The sequence below is a fragment of the Serratia sp. Z4 genome (assembly GCF_009900725.1).
In the GTDB taxonomy this organism is placed as follows: domain Bacteria; phylum Pseudomonadota; class Gammaproteobacteria; order Enterobacterales; family Enterobacteriaceae; genus Serratia; species Serratia nematodiphila.
Window position 1 is genome coordinate 438,214 of record NZ_JAAABD010000001.1, and the last position, 18,781, is coordinate 456,994.

An 18,781-nucleotide genomic window follows, 5' to 3' on the forward strand; every position below is an offset into this window, starting at 1 on the left:
CCTAGATTCCAGGAGACGGAGATGAAATTAAAGTGCGCAATTCTCGATGATTACCAGCAGGTGGCGCTCAAGATGGCGGACTGGTCGGCGCTGGCCGATCGGGTGGAGGTGTCGGCCATCAGCGCGCACTTTACCGATGAAGCGGAGCTGGCGGTGCATCTACAGGAGTGCGACATTCTGGTCATCATGCGCGAGCGCACGCCGATGACCGCCTCGCTGCTGGCGCGGCTGCCGAAGCTGAAGCTGCTGATCACCTCCGGCATGCGCAACGCCGCTATCGATCTGGCCGCCGCCGCCGAGCGCGGCGTGGTGGTGTGCGGCACCGCCAGCGGCTCGGCCGCGCCGATGGAACTGACCTGGGCGCTGCTGCTCGGGCTGGCGAAGCATATCGTGCCGGAAAGCGTCGGGCTGCAAAACAATGGCCCGTGGCAGCTGGGCTTAGGCGTCACGCTGCAGGGCAAGACGCTGGGGTTGCTGGGGCTGGGCAAGATCGGCGGCCAGATGGCCCGGGTGGCGCAGGCGTTCGGCATGCGGGTGCTGGCCTGGAGCCAGAACCTGACGGCGGAACGGGCGGCGCAGGAGGGCGCTGAGCTGGCGCCGTCCAAGCGGGCGCTGTTTGAGCAGAGCGACTTTGTCTCCATTCACCTGGTGCTGAGCGATCGCAGCCGCGGGTTGGTGGGGCGTGATGAATTGGCGGCGATGAAGCCCACCGCGTACCTGATCAATACCTCGCGCGCGGGCATCGTCGATCGGGCGGCGTTGGTGGACGTCCTGCAACAGCGTAAGATCGCCGGCGCCGGGCTGGACGTGTTCGAGACGGAGCCGCTGCCGGCCGACGACGTGTTTCGCCAGCTGCCCAACGTGCTGGCGACGCCGCATGTGGGTTATGTGGCGGACGACAATTACCGCGCCTACTTCACCGAGGCGGTCGAGGACATTGCGGCGTTCCTTGCCGGCCAACCGATCCGCCGGCTGGGCTGACGGCATTTTTAATGCCCGCTGAGGCTTGTCTGGCGCGGGCATTCACCCGTATCATTGCGGGTCTTTTTTTAGCTGGGATTGGTCATGCGCGTATTATTGGCTCCGATGGAGGGCGTTCTCGATTCTTTGGTGCGTGAGTTACTCACCGAAGTGAACGACTACGATCTGTGCATCACCGAATTTTTGCGCGTGGTCGATCAGCTGCTGCCGGCCAAGTCGTTCTACCGGCTGTGCCCGGAGCTGCGTCACGCCAGCCGCACGCCGTCGGGCACGCTGGTGCGGGTACAGCTGCTGGGGCAGTATCCGCAGTGGCTGGCGGAAAACGCCGCGCGTGCGGTGGAATTGGGCTCTTACGGCGTCGATCTCAACTGCGGCTGCCCGTCCAAGCTGGTGAACGGCAGCGGCGGCGGGGCGACGCTGCTCAAAGATCCGGAATTGATCTATCAGGGCGCCAAAGCGATGCGCGCGGCGGTGCCGGCCCATCTGCCGGTCACGGTGAAGGTGCGCCTGGGCTGGGACTCCTCCAATCGCAGCTTTGAAATCGCCGATGCGGTACAGCAGGCGGGCGCCAGTGAGCTGACGGTGCACGGCCGCACCAAAGAGGACGGCTACAAGGCGGATCGCATCAACTGGGCGGCGATCGGCGAGATCCGTCAGCGGCTGAGCATCCCGGTTGTCGCCAACGGCGAGATCTGGGATTACCAGAGCGCGCAGGATTGCCTGCAGACGACCGGCTGCGACGCCATCATGCTGGGGCGCGGCGCGCTCAACGTGCCGAACCTGAGCCGGGTGGTGAAGTACAACGAACTGCGCATGCCCTGGCCGCAGGTGGTTGAGCTGCTGCAAAAATACGTCCATCTGGAAAAGCAGGGCGACACCGGTCTGTATCACGTGGCGCGCATTAAACAGTGGCTGGGTTATTTGCGTAAAGAATATGATGAAGCCACCGAACTGTTCAGCGAAATACGCGCGCTGACGACATCCGGGGATATTGCGCGCGTCATCTGCCGTAGCTAAAAATAAACCCGCACGCAGCGGGTTTATTTAAATCGGTATTATCAGGCGGCTTTGTCGAGACGGTTCAATTCTATCTCGATATCCTGAATGGTTTTTTCCAGCCCTTCCAGACAGGCGCCCTGTTTATTCAACAGGTCGTTAATGGCTTCGGCGAATACCTTATTTTTGCATTCCCCCTGATCGAAGGCCAGCCAGTGTGCGGAGAGCGTCTCGATATTCGACTGTGCGTAGTGGCGCATTTCCTTCAGCTGGGAAGCGACGTTGCGTAAATTATCCAGCTGCGCCTGTGCATTTGCATTGTTGCTCATGAATTTCTCCTTGAGTTGGCCGTTAAATAATTTCGACTGCGGGATCAAGCTTACCCTATTTAAATAAAAATATCACCCTGAGTGGTCTGGGTGGTTATTTTTGAGTGGGTGTGGCTATATTTATTGTTCGGCTGAACAAGGACTTGGGTGGAATTGTAAAAATAGATAAATACGGTGTTTTTGGCGATTATTTTCGGCCATCCCATACGGGATGACCGTTATTCTAACGCTTAAGAGTGATGCTTATTATGCCGCGTCCGCCAGCATAAACATGCCGTAGGGGTGAATTTCCAGATAATACTGCTCGCCGACGTTCGGTTGCAGGCGGGTGGCGTTAACCTGCAGCAAAATTTGCTGCCCGTGCCACGCCACCGTTACCTCATACTGCGGCCCCATGTAGGCGACATGTTCGATCACGCAGCGCTGGCTTTCATCGCCATGCTCGCTCAGCGTGATCGCCTCCGGGCGCACGCCCACCGTGCCGGCGCCCTGGGCGGCAAAGTGCGCGGGGCGCGGCAGACGATAGCCGCTGATATCGACATGGTCGGCGCTGAAGCTGGCCGGGAACAGGTTGGCGTCCCCCATAAAGCTCGCCATAAAGCGCGAGGCGGGCTGCCGATAGAGATCCTGCGGCGAGCCCATCTGCATGATATGCCCTTTATTCATCACCAGTACGGTGTCGGAGACCGCAAAAGCCTCGCTCTGATCGTGGGTGACGTACAGCGACGTGATATCAAACTGCTTTTGCAGCTCGCGGATCTTTTCACGCATGCTGCGGCGCAGGTTGGCGTCGAGGTTGCTCAACGGCTCGTCGAACAGCAGCACTTTCGGCTTGAGGATCAGCGCGCGCGCCAGGGCCACGCGCTGCTGTTGGCCGCCGGAGATCTGATCGACATAGCGATCGTCAAACCCCGCCAAGTCCACCATCGCCAGCGCTTCCTGCACGCGCGCTTTCACTTCGGCGCGCGGGATGCCGAGCATCTTCAGGCCATAGCCGACGTTTTCCCCCAGCGACATATGCGGGAACAGGGCATAAGACTGGAACACCATGCAGATATCACGCTGCTGGATGGAACGATGGGTAACGTCTTCACCATCAATGAATATCTGCCCGTCGCTCGGCTTTTCCAGCCCGGCGACCAGGCGCAAAATGGTGGTTTTGCCGCAGCCGGAAGGGCCGAGCAGCGTCACCATTTGCCCCCGCGGGATGGTGAGCGTGATGTTATCGATTACCGTGTTGTTGCCGAACCGTTTGGAGACGTTGCGCAGTTCAACGAAATTTTTCTGGCTCATCATGGGCTCCATTACGCCTGGTTTTTGGCTTTTGAACGGGAGATGCGTGCCTCGCCGATCAGCCAGTCAAAGAGGAAAATAATCGCCAGCATCACCACGATCAGAATTGAACCGTAGGCGATCGCCACGCCGTATTCGCCGTCTTCCACGCGGTTGAGGATGTAGGCGGTGGCCACGCGGGTATCGGGCGTCACCAGGAAGACGATGGCGCTGACGGTGGTGATGGCGCGCACGAAGCTGTAGATCAGCGCCGACAGGATCGCCGGGCGCAGCAGCGGCAGCAGGATGTGCGTGATGGTGCGCAGCGAGCCGGCGCGCAGGCTGAGCGAGGCTTCGTCCAGCGATTTGTCTATCTGGCCCAGCCCGGCGATCCCGGCGCGAATGCCCACCGGCACGTTGCGCATCACCATCGAGATAATCACGATGGCGGCCGTGCCGGTGAGGTACACCGGCGCGCCGTTAAAGGCGAGAATGTAAGAGACGCCCGCCACGGTGCCCGGCACCGCAAAGCACAGCATGGTGGTGAACTCGATGGTCTTTTTGCCCTTGAACTGCTGGCGCACCACGATCCAGGCGATCAGCAGGCCGAACGCGGCGGTGATCGGCGCGGCGATCCCGGCGTACAGCAGCGTATCGAGCAGCGAAGGCCACGCGCCGTCGCTCATGCCCTGGCCGAACAGCTTGATGAAGTTATCCAGCGTCAGCGTGTAATCCACCCCCCAGTTGACGGTGAAGCTGCCGTAGAAAATGCTGCCGTAAAGCAGGGCGTTAAAGGCTACCCACACCGCCAGCAGCGCGATCACGCTCCATACCAGCGTGACCGGCAGCGGCTGTACGTCGCCGCGATAGGATTTGCCGGACACGGTGACGTAGGAACGCTTGCCGATCCACATATACTGGATGCAGAACACCAACAGCGAGAACAGCAGCAGGAAGGCGCCGAGGGTGCTGGCGGCCTGATAATCGAGCTGTGAACCGGTAATGTAGAAATAGATTTGCGTCGCCAGCACGTCGAAGTTGCCGCCGAGCACCAGCGGGTTGCTGAAGTCGGCCAGTGATTGCACCACCACGATCAGAAACGCGTTGGCCAGCGCCGGTTTCAGCAGCGGCACGAACACGCCGTTAAAGGTTTGCCAACGGCTGGCGCGCAGGGTGTAGGAGGCCTCTTCCAGCGAAGGATGAATGGTCTTGATCGCGCCGTCGAGGATCATAAATGCCATCGGGGTGAACGCCAGCACCTGCGCCAGCCAGATGCCGGTAAAGCCGTACAGCCAGTTGGTGTTGGTCAGGCCGAACCAGGCCACCATCCACTCGGTCACGTAGCCGGAGCGCCCCATCATCAGCGTGACGCCCAGGCCGACGACGAACGGCGGCGTGACGATGGGCAGGATGGAGAAGATGCGGCCGATAATGGCGCTGCGCTTGGCGATGCGGGTGGTGTAAATCGCCAGCACCAGGCCGAAGAAGGTGCAGCCGGCGCCTACCGCGATCGACAGGGCGATGGAGTTGAGGATCACCTGGACGATGTGCGCCTGCGACAGCACATTCATAAACGCCAGCGGCGCGAAAGCGCCCGTCTGGTCGGTGAACATCGGAATGAAAATCGCGATGCTCGGCCAGACGATGAAGACGCCGATCAGCGCCACGATGGTGACCAGCGCGCCGATAACGAAACGGTCGCCGCCCAGCCAGTCGAGGCGGGTCAGCGCCAACGTCATGATGGCGCCCAGCGCGGTCAACTGCACCAGGGTGGCGTAGCCTAAACCGCGCCCCGCCAGCGTGGCGCTGACGACGATAAAGGCCATGCACAGCAGCGCCCAGCCGGCGTCGAACGCGTGGCGCCGCCGCCGTTCACCGCCCGCCGCAGCGTAAGGGCGCAGCAGCAGCAGGCTCGGCAGCAGGCACCAAAGCCAGCTGATATTGCGATTTGACCAGCCGTAGGCCGCGAGGATCTCTTCGCCGGTGGACTCCAGCAGGCCGTAATCCAGGCTCCAGCTCGGCAGCAGGGCGAACGCCAGCCAGCCGAGCAAAACCCAAAGGAATATCGCATCTCGTTTTTTCACGAGATGGAGTGCATGTGTATGTGACATAAGTTTCCCGGATGTTCAGGCCGGGCAAACCGTGAGGCTTACCCGGCAACAGGCGCAGAATGTGGGCTTATTTACCCATCTTGACTTCGCTGACCCATTTGTTGATCAGCGCCTTGCGGACCTCGGTCGAGCCGTACTTGTCCATGTCGTAGTTGATCAGCTTCAGGTCGTCGAGCTTCAGCGAGTTCGGCGAGGTGTCGGCGGTGGTGTTGGTCAGGATCTGATAGGATTTGCCTTGCTTCCACGCCAGCTCCTGCGCCTCTTTCGACAGCACCCAATCCACGAACAGCTTGGCGTTGTCGAGGTTGCGCGCGCCTTTGAGGATGCTGACGCCGCCGATTTCATAGCCGGTGCCTTCGCAAGGCGAGATCAGCTCCAGCGGCGCGCCCTGTTCCTTTTCGAGCGAGTAGTCATGCAGGAAACCGATGCCGATCGCCGTTTCACCGCGGGCGGCGTTGCGCGCCGGGGCAATGCCGGACTTGGTGTACTGCGAGACGTTGGCGTTCAGCTGCTTGAGGTAATCGAACGCCTGATCGTCTCCCCACAGCTGGGCAAAGGTCGCCAGCGCGGTGTAGGCGGTGCCGGAGCTTTGCGGATCGGCGATTTGAATCTCGCCCTTGTATTCCGGCTTGGTCAGGTCTTTCCAGCATTTTGGCACCGGCAGGTTTTTCTCTTTCAGGCGCTGGGTGTTGACGCCAAAGCCGAGAATGCCGACGTAGACCGCCGAGGAGTAGTTGCCTTTCAGCTTGGCCGGATCGCGGAATTGCGTCATCACCTGTTCGAGGTTCGGCGATTTGTACGGCTGCAGCAGCCCCATTTCACCGGCCTGGGATTGCGGATCGAGCGTGCCGCCGTACCAGACGTCCGCCTGCGGGTTCTTCTTCTCGGCATCCACTTTCGCCAGCGTGCTGCCGGATCCGTTGCGGATGAACGAGGTTTTCACGTCATATTTCTCGCCGAAGGCTTTGGTTTCCGCTTCGCACATTTCATTGGTGGCGCTGCAGTAGACCACCAGGCGGCCCTTGGCGTGCGCGGCGCCGCTCAGCGTCGCCAGCGCGATGCCGGACGCTATCAGGGTAGTGACCCACGTTTTTTTCATTGTTTTATCCTTCTCTCGGTAGAGGTGGTAACGCTCGCCATCAGCAGCGGCATCAGCAATAAACCCATAAGAACGGCGGCGATGGACAGCAAACTGAACATGCCCGACCAGCCGTAGCCTTCGATGACCCGCGACAGCGGCCAGCCCGCCAGCGCCGCCCCCAGGTAGGCGAACAGGCCGAGAAAGCCGGTGATGGAGCCCGCGGCGCCTTTGTGCCCGCATTCCACGGCGGCGAGGCCAATCAACATCTGTGGGCCGAAGACAAAAAAGCCCACCGTAAAGAAACAGCCCGCCAGCAGCGCGTAGTGATGCACCGGCGCCAGCCACAGCGCGGCGACGGAAACCATCAGCCCGAGCGTGAACAGCAAAATCATCGGCGCGCGCTGCCCGCCGAACAGCACATCCGATCCCCAGCCGGCGAACAGCGCGCCGAGCAGGCCGCCTATCTCGAACAGCATCACCGTCGCGTTGGCGCTGAGCAGGTTGACGCCGTGGCTTTCCGTCAACCACAGATTGCCCCAGTCGTTCAAGGCGATGCGGATCAGGTAGACCAGCACGTAAGAGACGCCCAGCAGCCAGATCATCGGGTTCTTCAGCATCGTGGTGCGCAACATCCGCCACAGCCCCATCGGCGGGCTTTGCTGTTCCTGGCGCAGCTCCAGCGGATCGTGGCGCCACCGGCCGACCGACGGCAGGCCTTCTTCCTGCGGTGTGCCTGTCAGCCGCCGCGTCAGCCAGAGGCCCAACACCATGCTGACGGCCCCCGGGATCAACATCGCCGCCTGCCAGCCCCAGCGCTGGGCGGCGAAGGCGCTGATCAGCGGCACGATCGCGCCGCCGAGGTTGATCGACATATTCCAGCAGCCCCACCAGAAGCCGCGCTCGTTGCGCGAATACCAGTGGGTCAGCAGCCGCGCGCAGGGCGGCCAGCCCCAGCCCTGAAAGAAGCCGTTCAGCGCCCAAACCGCCAACAGCAGCGTCAGCGATTCACCGAAGGCGAACGCCACGTTCAGCACGCCGGTGGCGAACAGGCCGATCCCCATAAACCTGCGCTGCCCGTGGCCGTCGTGCCACAATCCGGCGCTGAATTTCGACAGGCCGTAGCTCAGATAAAACAGCGAGCCGAGCAGGCCGATGTCCCCTTTATCCAGCCCCAAATCCATTTGCAGCGCCGGCAGCACGTAATTCACGCTTTTGCGCGTCAGGTAAAAGGCGGCGTAGCCGATGACCATGTACAGCAGCAGTCGCGGGCGCAGCGCGCGGTAACGATGATCGATTTCAGATGCCGAGCGTGTCTGCATAGCCGTCTCCCTGGTGATGACTATAAGAAGGTGAAAGGGAAAGGGGATGAGAGAAAGTCCGGACTGGCTAAGACTTTTTCCTAGTTAGTCGGCGGTTTGTTGCAAATTTGTGGGCAGGTTAACAATTACCCGCGTGCCGCGCTGCGTGTCCAGCGTCAGTTCGCCGCCGAGCGCGCTGACCCGTTCGCGCATTCCCTGAATGCCGAGGCCGGGCGCCTTGTCCGCCCGGATGCCGATGCCGTTGTCCCGCACCTCGAGGTGCAAAAGTGCCCCCTGTTGATACAAAACGATGGCGACTTCGCTGGCTTCGGCGTGTTTGCACACGTTGTTGAGCAGCTCTTGCAGCAGCCGGTAGAGGGTGAAGCGCACCGTCTCGCCGGCGGGCGTGTCGATGAGCCGGTAGTCGAAACGGCAACGGATGCCCCGTTCGCTGAAGGCGAATTCATTCAGCAGGTGGTGAAGCGCGTCTTTGAACGCCAGCTCGTCCAGCGCGGGCGGGCGCAGCTGGCGCAGCAGCTGGCGCGTTGAGTGATGTATGCGCCGGGCGAGATCGGCTATCTGGTTCGCGGCGGCCTGGGTTTGCGCCGGATCGCGCGCCCGCTTGACCAGCTGCGACTGAATTTGAATCGCGGTGATGTTCTGGCCGATTTCATCGTGCAGCTCGCGCGCCAGGTTCTTTCGCGTGTCTTCTTCGGTGTGGATCAGTTTTTCGGTCAACGCCCGCCGCGCCGCCAGCTCTTCTTCCAGCCGTCGGCGATAGTGGTGCAGGTTTTGCGCCAGGTGCTGCTGACGGCTGATGGCGATGCCCAGACCGATGCCGAGCAGCGCCTGCGTCGCCAGAAAGATTTCCAGCTCGACCAGATTGCCGAACCCCACGCCGACCTGCCGCGCGAGGGTGATCATCATGCTGCCGAGCAGGCCGGACAGCACGCCGCCCTGCCAGCCGAACTTCCACGCCATCACCACGTTCGGCAAAAACACCACGATCAGCAGCAGGCGTTCGATTTCCGGCGACAGCACCATCTGGGTGCCGATGCCGATAACGAAAAACAGGCTGCACCAGATGATTAAGGACGCGCGCAGCGGCGGGTTGCTGGTGTCCAGCCCCAGCAGATGGTAGCGGTGCTGCTGGCGCAGAAATTCAAAAATCAGGTAGACGAACGGGGTCAGCAAGACACCACCGGTAAATGACGCCAGGCCGAGCAGCATCGCCGGGCTGTGTGCGAAAGGCGCAAGCAGGGCGGTATTGAGCAGCGAGGCGGCGGTCACTGCGGCCAGCAGCAGCGTCAGCCGTTGCCAGTAGAGCGGAAAACGGCGCCAGAATCGCTGTGCGAGCGCGGCCGGGAGCAGGGTGATGAACGGCGCGGCCAGCAGGCTGTAGCCGCTCAGCAGGCGTTCGCCGTGCAGCCAGAACAGCAGCAGCACCGGCGGTATTATCAGGGCGGGCCAATAGCGGCGCGCCAGCAGGATCAGCAGCGCGAGATAGACGCCGTGAGGCAGAAACAGCGCCGCCTGATTGCCGTTGTGGGTCAGGTAGAAACCGAGCGTCCACAGCATCAGCCAGCCGCTGCCCCAGGCCAACAGGATAAACAGCGAGATAACCCAGGGCCGGAAGCGGGGCGACATCAATGCCCCGCCAGCAGCTGATGGTCGAGGGCGAAATGCACCAGTTCAATGGTGCTGCTGCACTGCAGCTTGCCCAGGACGTTGGCGCGATGCACGTGCACCGTTTTGTGGCTGAGATCGAGCTTGAAAGCGATCTCCTTTACGCTGTCGCCTTTGACCAGCAGATCGAAGATCTCGCGCTCGCGCGGGGTCAACGCTTCCAGCGCCGTGGCCGGCTGCTCGCCGCCGCGCAGCGCCCGCAGCGCGTCGGCGCACAGGTAATGGCCGCCCATATCGACGGAGCGCACCGCCTGCACCAGTTCTTCCGGCCCGCAGCGTTTGGTCAGATAGCCGCTGGCGCCGGCATCCAGCGCGCTCTGCACGAAGGTCGGGGAGTCATAGATACTGAGGATGATCGCGCGAAACTGCGGCTTCTGCGCCCGCAGGCGTTTCAACAGGCTCAGGCCGTTTTCATCCGGCATGGCGATGTCCATCACCGCGACGCTGACGTCGTCGCGCAGCAATGCCGGCCAGGCCGCCGCCGCGCTGCTGTATTGCCCCACCACGTCGAGATCGTCCTCGAGGCTGAGCAATTGCGCAAAGCCGGAGCGCACCACCACATGGTCATCCACCAGTATCACACGGATCATTTTTCGCACTCTGTTGCCGAATCATGGCCCTATGATGCCTGCCGCCGCGGTGCTGGCAATCAGCCAAGCGCGGTTATGCAATCGGTGTAACAGAATCGTAATAAAAGGGCGCCGCCGGTGTAATGCTGGTTACTTAAGCCTGACTGGTATTTTTTATCCAGTATCTTTACGTGATGTGCAGGATGAATTGCCGTAAATACCCTGAATTTTTCTGTTACCACAATGAACGGCAATTGGAGGGGCCGAAGGCGCGGCCCCTCCACCCGCGCCTTCGCTTAACACCGTCTGTCCGCTGCGCGGATACCCTCGCAGCGTCTGCATTGTCGGGCGGGTCGGCTGCGACAAACGTCCCTGTTAGTCTCGCCTCAACCGGCCTTCCCTGGCCGGTTGCCCCTGACAATGCTGTCTTGCTCGGCAGCCGGTGATGCGCGCCAAAGGTCAACCCCGTGCTAGCAGCTCCCGTCCTTTATGAGGTCATGGCAGAGAAGAGGAATCGGAGATGAGCGCGGTATTGGATGCCCTTGAAGACGCCGAACGCAGGCATAGCGTATTAGGCGAAACCGCCATGGACGGCGGTTTCAGGTGAGACAGGCAGGGACGCCTGTCGCAACCGGCCTCAATGCGGTATGGCGGAGAGAGGGACGTTGGCAAAGCCAACCGTCTGATAGGGCAAAGGCGCGGGTTGCCAGGGGCCGCGCCTTCGGCCCCTGGCTCGGTCGAGGCGTATGAGCCTCATGGCGCATCTCACCTTTATCGACCGAAAACTGCACAAATACGTTCAGAAAAACGCTAACTGATCAGCATTACGCCGCTGGCGGCGTTAACGATCCACATCGATGGCGAAATGCTGCCACAGTACGGCGCGCCGTTCCTCTTCCGAATGCAGCGTCGTTTCGTGGCGCTGGTGATCTTCGGTCACGATCAGCTTCATGTCGCTGAGGGTCACCCGGCCGTGGTCCGTCGGCCGTGAACACACCAGGCGCTGGGTGAAGTGCGACTGCGGCGAGGTGCTGTGGAATCGGCACATCTCGTCGAACTCGTGCAACTCGCGCGGCTGAACGGTAAAGCGATACAGCGTTTTGGCATGCGAGCGTTGGTCGCCGTTGCGGCGCTCCAGCAGGTAATACTCGCCTTCCCGCTCCAGGTGGAAGGTGCCGCTGGCCTGCGGTTGCGGCTCGGCGACGACGATCTTCAGCGGCGTCAGGAAGGAATCGCCGAAACCGACATCCACCAGCCAGGCCTGCCCCGCCAGATCCACCCGCAGCGCCAGATGGTCGTAGGGCGGGCCGAAATGGCCGTCGCGCGTGCGGATCTCGCCGGAGATGAAGCTCACCTTGAAACCGATCTCCCGCAACAGCAGGGCGAACAGCGTGTTCAGCTCATAACAGAAACCGCCGCGGTTACGCTCGACCACCTTGCTGAACAGCGCCTCCGGCGCCAGCTGAATGCCCTGATGATAAATAATGCTCAGGTTCTCGAACGGTACGCTCAGCATGTGGCGATGGTGCAGCTGTTGCAACGTGGGGAGGTCAGGGCGGGCGGTGCCGGCAAAGCCGATATGCTGCAGGTAGCGTTGGGTATCCACAGGGTGTCTCGCATGAGAAAAAGTAGGCATAAAATAGCGGGCTTTGCGGCGTTTGTGAGCGCATTACGTGCTGCGTTGTTGGCATAACTCATAACCAAATCGACTCAGATGTCAGCATGGCTGCCGTTACACTGAATCGATATGGATAAGGAGAAAGTATGGATTTAACCTTGAAAGCGCAGCGATTTGCCAATGACGCTCACCATGCCTGCAATCAGCGGCGCAAGTTCACCGGAGAGCCGTATATCGTGCACCCCGCGGCGGTGGTGGATTTGCTGCAGCGGGCTGAGCCGACGCCAGAAATGGTCGCCGCTGCCTGGCTGCATGATACGGTAGAAGATACGGCGGTGACCCTGGCGGATATCCGGCGAGAATTCGGTCCGACGGTCGAGCGTTATGTGGAAATGTTGACCGACGTGCAGCCTCGCAGCTACGGCGGTGAGCGTCTGCACCGTAAAAATGCCAATCTGCAGCACAGCGCGCAGGCCTGTGCGGAAGCGCAGACCATCAAACTGTGCGACTTGATTGACAACAGCAAAAACATTACCGATTACGATGTCTCCTTTGCCCGTCACTATCTGGTGGAAATGGCGCGCTTATTGGCTGTTTTATCGGCGGGCGAGGCCGGCCTGTTGGCCTTGGCCCGCCGACAGTGTGCGGAAGCGATCGAGCGCATCAACGATCGTCATGGAGACGACGGCTGGTTCGACGCGTTGTGGCGGAAGTATGAGGCCCATCTTAAGCTGGATGAGCTGAAAACTGGGTCAGCAGCAAAATAACAGGAATGGTGACCGCCGCCAGCAACGTTTGGATCGTGATGATACCGGCCGACAAGCGATGATCGCCGCCCAGCAGTTTCGCCATGATGTAGGCGGAAGGTGTACAGGGTAAGGCGTTAAACAGGACGATAGTCGCCAGCACCGGGCCGGAGATGCCCAGGGTGATGCCGATTCCCAGCGTCAACAGCGGTACCAGCAGTAACTTGACGAAGGTCGATTGCAGTACGGGGCCCTGTGCCGTACGCGCCGCTTTGATATCCAGCCCCGCGCCGACCGCCAGCAACCCCAACGGCAGAGAGGCGCCGCCGAGAATGGTGAGAATGTTCTCCAGCGCCGTGCCGAGCGACCAGCCGCTGGCATTGAAGGCCAGACCGGCCAAGACCGAAAGGATCACTGGGTTTTTCCCCAGCGCTTTGGCGATCTGTCTGCCGCCGGGGCGGGAGCCCTGGCCGTAATGCATCAGTATGACAATCGAGGCCACGTTCAACAGCGGGATGGCGACGGCGATGCTGATTGAGGTCACCGTCAGGCCGGTGTGGCCGAAAGTCGCCGCCGCTGCGGCAACCCCGATGTAGGTATTGGGGCGCAGAGCGCCCTGTATGACGGAAGAGAAAACCGGCCCGGGCTGTTTTAGCCAGATTCGCCAGAGGTACAACGACAAGGCGCCGATCAACACGGCGCCCAGGACCGACAGGGCGATCGGCCGTACCGGAAACTGGCTCAGGTCGGCTTTGCCGACCTGAATAAACATCAGCGCCGGGAAGAGATAAAAGTAGTTCAGCTTCTCGCAGGGCAGCCAGAAAGCCCGATCGATCAGGTTTTTGTGCCGCAGAGTGAATCCCATGGCGATTAAAAATATCACCGGGATCAGAGAAAAGAGAGTCGTCGTCATGGGGAGCCTATAAATAGCCTTTAGTGAGAACGGCCACGCCATAGAAGGCAATAAAGCCGGTTACCATTTTTTCATAAACGGGAGCGCTGGTTCTCTTGAACAGCAGATTGCCGACGACCAGATACACCAGCAGAGCCAGCGGTGCCGCGGCGAAACCGTCGAGGTTCAGGGCTTGCCATTTAATGCAGGCCAGCGTGGCCAATTGGATTAAACCGAACATCAGGTAATAACGGGAGACGGTGGTTCTTATCTCCAGTTTCTCGCGATGGCTGGCGGTAGCGTAGAGTGCCAGCAAGGCGCCACCCATGTTGGTGACGCCATGTATCAGGCCCATGACTGCGATATAAGCGCGCTGATGTTTGCCGAGATAACGCTTCACGGTTTCCTGCAGTGACAGACGAAAGCGCATCAAGGCGGAAAACAGCAGGATGGCGCCCACCAGCAGATCGACATTCATCTTCACCGTCGAATGCAAGACCAGGCTCAGCGCCAGAATGACGAAAATGGCGCAAATCAGCATATTGACCTTTTCGCGAGCGGGAAAAGCAATTCGTCGGGCGCCAAGCGTCTGCGTCAGAGAGATCAGCACCGACGACGGCAGCAGCAGCCCAAGTACGGAGGAGAAATCAACGCCCAGCATTAATAGCGTCGGTGTACCGAACACCAAGATGCCCATGCCGAAAACCGATTGGATCACGGCAAATAGCGCAATCACCAGATAGAACAACGCATGATTATCCATCAGGCCACCTCTTCTTTCCGGTAGGGTTCCCGCGCCGCGTCAGATTGCAGGTAGGCATCGGCGCTGAGCGTGCGCAAGATATTCCCGCTGATATGCTGATTGTCTTGCTGGGCGCTGACCAGCAGCAAAACATCGTGCCGATTTATCAATCCATTGTCTGACAGGACATTCAGAGCCAAACGTTCGGTTTCCGGCTGTGTCAGATCGATCCGAGGCAATGTCAGGCCGGTGATGCCTGGCAGCATATTCCAGCTGCGCACCGTCGCCGCATCGTTGCCGAATGCGACGATCGGGATGCCGATGTTGGCCATGGCGGCGATGCGCACGCTGTAACCTGTGCGAGAAAACACCACCACCCGGGAGATCGGCAAGGCGCGGATAAGGGCGCCGACAGCCTGTCGAATATCGTCAACCTGCGCAGGGGGGGATGAGTGGGGCGCATGCGCTAAATGCTGTTCCGCCTGATGGGCTACGCTGGCGATACGGGCAACGGCCTCCAGAGGATAGCGGCCTACGGCGGTTTCACCGGAGAGCATCACCGCCGCGGCACCATCCAGCACCGCGTTGGTGATGTCGCTGACCTCCGCTTTGGTTGGCAGCGGGTTCTCTATCATGCTGTGCAGCAATTCCGTCGCTACGATGGTGGGTTTGCCCGCATGGGAGGCGGCTCGGAGGATCTGTTTTTGGTAGAGAGAAACGCGGTCGATCGAGGTTTCCACCGCCAGATCGCCGCGATCGATCATGATAACGTCGGCGGCGGCGATGACTTCCTCCAGATGCTCTATGCCGCCGCTGTTTTCCACTTTCGCCACGATGCGGGGCGTATCGCCTCCGATCAGCGTTCTGATCGCGTTGATGTGTGCCGCGCTTTCGACGAAGCTTATGCCGATGTAGTCCACTTGATGCGCTTTGGCGAAGGCGATCATGTCGCGATCTTTCTCCGTTATCAGCGCCTGCCCGAGATCGATGCCAGGCACATTGATGCCTTTGCGGCTTTTCAGTTGGCCGTCCATGTCGGCCTGCAGGTAGATGTCCCGATCGACGATGTTAACGACCTGGAACGAGAGGGTGCCATCATCGGCGAAAACCTTATCACCCACCGTCAGCCGTTCATGCAACCGGCCGTACCCCACCGGGACTTTTTCCTCCCCGTTATGTGAGGTATCGGTCGTGAGGATCAGCGTTTGCCCTTTAGTGAATGAGGGTTCGTGTTTCAGTTGCAATGTGCGGATTTTTCTACCGGGAATGTCCAACAGCACCGGCGTATCCGGCAACGTTTTACGCAGCAGGGCGATGGTTTCCGCATGCCAGTCGAGCGTGTTGTGCGAACCGTTCAATCGGGCGACGGACATGCCGGCTTTTTCCAGCGCTGCCAACGTGTTGATATGGCGAGAGGCGGGGCCGATGGTAGCGATAATGCGAGTCTTTGCCATGATAAATGCTCCGAAAAGTTAAGATGCATTTATCTATGACAGTTTTGTGACAGCGGGGAAAATAGGGGTTTAATCTAACTAATATATAAAAAGTTATAATGAGTTTTGGCGTCAGAGCGGGTGCGCCTTATACATTTAATGATGAAAATAAAATGGTTATACAATTTACTTCCATCGTATAGATAAAATATTGATAAGCATTACTCCTTTTATTCCTCGCCGTGTTGGGCATCACTGCTGCCGCAAACTGTCACTTGCCGGCGCTAGCCTGTTCCCCTTGAACTCAACTTGGCAGGAGAACGGCTATGCAAGATTTTAAACATCGGGTGGCGCTGGTGACCGGCGCGTCCACCGGCATTGGCGAAGCGATCGCCGCCGAGCTGTTTCGGCGCGGAGCCACGGTGGTGATGACCGGCCGCCACGCAGCGCCTCTCACCGCCGCCGCCGCGCGGCTCGATCCCGACGGCCGGCGGGTGATGACGTTGCGGATGGACGTGCGCGACGCGCAGTCGGTGCAACAGGGGATTGAAGAGATCGTGCGGCGCTGCGGCGCGCTGCATCTGCTGGTCAACAACGCCGGGATCACCGGCCCGCACGAGGTGGATATCGATCGGTACGCGGTCGAAGATTGGCATGAGGTGATCGCCACCTGCCTGAGCGGCACGTTTTTCGGCATGAAGTACGGCCTGCCGGCGATCGTCGCCGGCGGCGGCGGGGCGGTGGTGAACCTCTCTTCCGCCAACGGCGTGGTGGGCATTGCCGGGATTGCGCCCTATACCGCCGCCAAGCATGGCGTGCTGGGCCTGACGCGCTCGGCGGCGCTGGAATTCGCTACGCGCGGCGTGCGCGTCAACGCCGTCGGGCCGGGTTATGTAGATACGCCGGCGATGGGGGAACTGCCGGCGTCGGCGCGGGCGCAGATGGCCGCTTCGCACCCGATGGGGAGAATGGCGACGCGGGAAGAAGTGGCGAAAACGGTGGCTTTCCTGCTTTCGGACGACAGCAGTTTCACCACCGGTGCATTTTACAGCATCGACGGCGGTTATACCGCGCGTTAATGGAAAACAGGCCCCTGACGGGGCCCGTTCGGTTACCAGGATTTACGCGGGTTGCGGGAGACGATGTCGATCTTTTGGCACAACAGTTGGGTGATGTCCACCGAGGTGGGCTGAGCGGCGCTACCGACAAAGTTTTTCAGCACGATGGCGATGCGAGCATAATTGACATAGCCCTCAGGCAACGGCAAATATTCCGACGAGTTAAGCGCAGTGATGCGATCCGAGGTCATCGTTGCCGAAGCGGCCGGCGTTACCGTGCCGGTGCGCCCCCACTGGCAAGCTTTTTCCAGTAGGGTAGTGACGCCGGCATCGCCGTTCAGCACATACTTTCCTTGGTAGGTGCCGATTGTGACATCAAGGCTGTTCTGGCCTTTTAGGTTTGCCAACGTGGCGCGCCACAGCACCAGATCGTTTTTCGCGATGGGGAAGTAGATCTCGATGCGCTTGTCGGCCGTTGTCGCCGTTTTGGTGGTGGCGGTGAGCACGCCGTTTTGCAGCGTTACCGCCAAATCGGCGGTTTCCGTTTGTGAAACGCGTGCGCCGCCGAAGGCGTAGACATTATTCAGCGCCAGCGCACTGCTCTCTTTCCAGGTGGGCTCCGGCAGATGGTTGACGCCATCGCCCAGATAGAGCAGGCGCCACATGTTGATGTAGCCGGGCGCGACGATCTTTTTCATCTCAATATGGTTGTTGGACCAGCCTTTTTTAATGTCGGCGTTCACCAGATCGAAACCGTCGATATAACATTTTCCGATCAGGTCGCTGGATTTGTCGAAGTAGAAATACTCGACGTATTGGTAAGGCACGCTGCTGCCGGCATCGGTGTTGTTGGTCATCACGCTGTGCCATTGGCTGTCTTTGATTTTTACCGTACCGCCGTTGTCGCTGGTAAAGACCGGCCGGTAGTTGCGGCAGTTGGCGTTGCCCCATTCGAAGTGGCAGTTTTTAAAGTCTAGCATGCCGCCTTTAAGATCGAACAAGCCATAGTCGGTGTTGGCCAACTGTTCGGTTTCATTGCTAAAACCGCTGTAGTCGAACGAACAATCGCGGAAGGCCAGGGCATGCACCCCCTGATAATAGTTTCTGCTGTCGCCGAACAGGCATTTGTAGAAGACGATTTTTTCGCCGGCGTTGGCGGTGGTTTCAGACCAGATCGGCCAGAAACAGCCGCGCACCATGATGCTGTGCCAGCTCTGGATATAGGCGTTATTGCCGAAGACGATGCCTTTATACAGGTTGGTTAGCCAGACGTTTTGCACCAGCAGCTGGCAGGCCGGCAGGCCATGCATGTTTGAGGCATCGCTGTAGACGCACAGACCGCGCAGGTTGGCCGCCGCGCCAGGGGCACCCACGATGCGCAGGTTATAAATCGCCGGCGCTCCCAGAGAGTATTGCACGCGCACGCACTCGATGTTGGCGGCGCCGCTGAAATCCAGAATGGTGCCTTTAAAATCGACGGCGTTTTTCCACAGCTTCAGGTTGGCAGTGGTTTTACAAGGGCGAACGCCGCCGGGGCCAACCAGGGTGATCCCCGCCGGGGTGGTCGGGATCGGCAGTTGCCACCACTCTTCGCCTTTGACCTGCAAGAAGTTGCATGCGCGGGTGATGGTCAGAGAGTAATCCAGTTCGTCACCCGGCAGGTGCCACCAATCGATGCTGTAGTCACCGTCATTGATGATGCGCTTCCAGCGGCGGTTCTGCGCGTCGACGAGCAGGGTGACGCCATTGTCCTGGCTGGTGACATCCGCATCGTCTCGGGCAAATACGCCGTGGTGGTAGCGGTTTTCGAGCATCACTGCGGTTTCGCTACCGGCATAGCTGCGTAGGTTGGCGTAATCATTTAATGAAATCATGGAATAACCCTCGTTTTGGACAATAAGAGGCCGGCGCAATGTGGCGATTGCAGAGGCGACGGCATAGGGAAATGGCAGTGCGACCGCAGGGCGAA

At 60.0% G+C, this 18,781-nt stretch carries 16 protein-coding genes; 4 read left to right on the forward strand and 12 right to left on the reverse strand.

The genetic code is table 11. The annotated features are described in order from the left end of the window. Positions 1 to 21: 21 nt before the first annotated feature. Positions 22 to 981, forward strand: coding sequence for a D-2-hydroxyacid dehydrogenase family protein (locus tag GT753_RS02200; RefSeq protein WP_015377025.1), 960 nt, complete (start codon positions 22 to 24; stop codon positions 979 to 981). An 84-nt stretch (positions 982 to 1,065) separates the two neighbouring features. Beyond that, positions 1,066 to 1,998: a tRNA dihydrouridine(16) synthase DusC gene (dusC, locus tag GT753_RS02205; protein ID WP_031299721.1), complete on the forward strand. Its 933-nt coding sequence runs from the start codon at positions 1,066 to 1,068 to the stop codon at positions 1,996 to 1,998. A 41-nt stretch (positions 1,999 to 2,039) separates the two neighbouring features. Here the strand turns inward: dusC and GT753_RS02210 are convergent, their stop codons facing one another. From GT753_RS02210 to GT753_RS02245, 8 genes are all read right to left on the reverse strand, one after another. Then, on the reverse strand, positions 2,040 to 2,306 hold the full coding sequence (locus tag GT753_RS02210; RefSeq protein WP_015377027.1) for a hypothetical protein: 267 nt from the start codon (positions 2,304 to 2,306) through the stop codon (positions 2,040 to 2,042). A gap of 246 nt (positions 2,307 to 2,552) precedes the next feature. Then, positions 2,553 to 3,599, reverse strand: a complete 1,047-nt coding sequence (gene fbpC / locus GT753_RS02215; RefSeq protein WP_015377028.1) for a ferric ABC transporter ATP-binding protein — start codon at positions 3,597 to 3,599, stop codon at positions 2,553 to 2,555. An 11-nt stretch (positions 3,600 to 3,610) separates the two neighbouring features. Then, the gene (locus GT753_RS02220) at positions 3,611 to 5,689 is read right to left on the reverse strand and encodes an iron ABC transporter permease (RefSeq protein ID WP_015377029.1); all 2,079 of its coding nucleotides are present in this window, start codon (positions 5,687 to 5,689) and stop codon (positions 3,611 to 3,613) included. 67 nt (positions 5,690 to 5,756) lie between these two features. Beyond that, a complete protein-coding gene (locus GT753_RS02225) occupies positions 5,757 to 6,788 on the reverse strand; it encodes an ABC transporter substrate-binding protein (RefSeq protein WP_015377030.1) in 1,032 nt (343 codons plus the stop codon). Then, positions 6,785 to 8,107 (reverse strand): MFS transporter family glucose-6-phosphate receptor UhpC, encoded by a 1,323-nt coding sequence (gene uhpC, locus GT753_RS02230; RefSeq protein ID WP_255448225.1) that lies wholly within the window; start codon positions 8,105 to 8,107, stop codon positions 6,785 to 6,787. Before uhpC ends, GT753_RS02225 begins: the two co-directional genes overlap by 4 nt. Positions 8,108 to 8,173: 66 nt before the next feature. Further along, the gene (locus GT753_RS02235; protein WP_015377032.1) at positions 8,174 to 9,715 is read right to left on the reverse strand and encodes an MASE1 domain-containing protein; all 1,542 of its coding nucleotides are present in this window, start codon (positions 9,713 to 9,715) and stop codon (positions 8,174 to 8,176) included. Continuing rightward, a complete protein-coding gene (locus GT753_RS02240; RefSeq protein WP_015377033.1) occupies positions 9,715 to 10,344 on the reverse strand; it encodes a response regulator transcription factor in 630 nt (209 codons plus the stop codon). The genes GT753_RS02235 and GT753_RS02240 overlap by 1 nt, the downstream gene beginning before the upstream one ends. A gap of 820 nt (positions 10,345 to 11,164) precedes the next feature. Then, entirely contained in the window at positions 11,165 to 11,929 is a 765-nt protein-coding gene (locus GT753_RS02245) for an arylamine N-acetyltransferase (RefSeq protein WP_015377034.1), read from the reverse strand. A 158-nt stretch (positions 11,930 to 12,087) separates the two neighbouring features. Between GT753_RS02245 and GT753_RS02250 the strand changes: the two genes are divergently transcribed. Beyond that, complete coding sequence (locus GT753_RS02250; protein ID WP_021503991.1) at positions 12,088 to 12,708, forward strand: HD domain-containing protein; 621 nt, start codon at positions 12,088 to 12,090, stop codon at positions 12,706 to 12,708. Here GT753_RS02250 and GT753_RS02255 read toward each other — a convergent pair. Genes GT753_RS02255 through pyk form a run of 3 tightly spaced genes read right to left on the reverse strand, consistent with a single transcriptional unit; the run spans position 12,668 to position 15,775 of the window. Further along, complete coding sequence (locus GT753_RS02255; protein ID WP_015377036.1) at positions 12,668 to 13,600, reverse strand: AEC family transporter; 933 nt, start codon at positions 13,598 to 13,600, stop codon at positions 12,668 to 12,670. The genes GT753_RS02250 and GT753_RS02255 overlap by 41 nt on opposite strands. 7 nt (positions 13,601 to 13,607) lie before the next feature. After that, positions 13,608 to 14,342, reverse strand: a complete 735-nt coding sequence (locus GT753_RS02260; protein ID WP_015377037.1) for a TSUP family transporter — start codon at positions 14,340 to 14,342, stop codon at positions 13,608 to 13,610. Continuing rightward, entirely contained in the window at positions 14,342 to 15,775 is a 1,434-nt protein-coding gene (gene pyk, locus GT753_RS02265; RefSeq protein WP_015377038.1) for a pyruvate kinase, read from the reverse strand. Before pyk ends, GT753_RS02260 begins: the two co-directional genes overlap by 1 nt. A gap of 305 nt (positions 15,776 to 16,080) precedes the next feature. Here pyk and GT753_RS02270 point away from each other — a divergent pair, with 305 nt between their 5' ends. Beyond that, positions 16,081 to 16,833 (forward strand): SDR family NAD(P)-dependent oxidoreductase, encoded by a 753-nt coding sequence (locus tag GT753_RS02270; protein ID WP_160125216.1) that lies wholly within the window; start codon positions 16,081 to 16,083, stop codon positions 16,831 to 16,833. A 32-nt stretch (positions 16,834 to 16,865) separates the two neighbouring features. Here GT753_RS02270 and GT753_RS02275 read toward each other — a convergent pair whose 3' ends face one another. After that, entirely contained in the window at positions 16,866 to 18,686 is a 1,821-nt protein-coding gene (locus GT753_RS02275) for a hypothetical protein (protein WP_160125217.1), read from the reverse strand. Positions 18,687 to 18,781 lie beyond the last annotated feature (95 nt).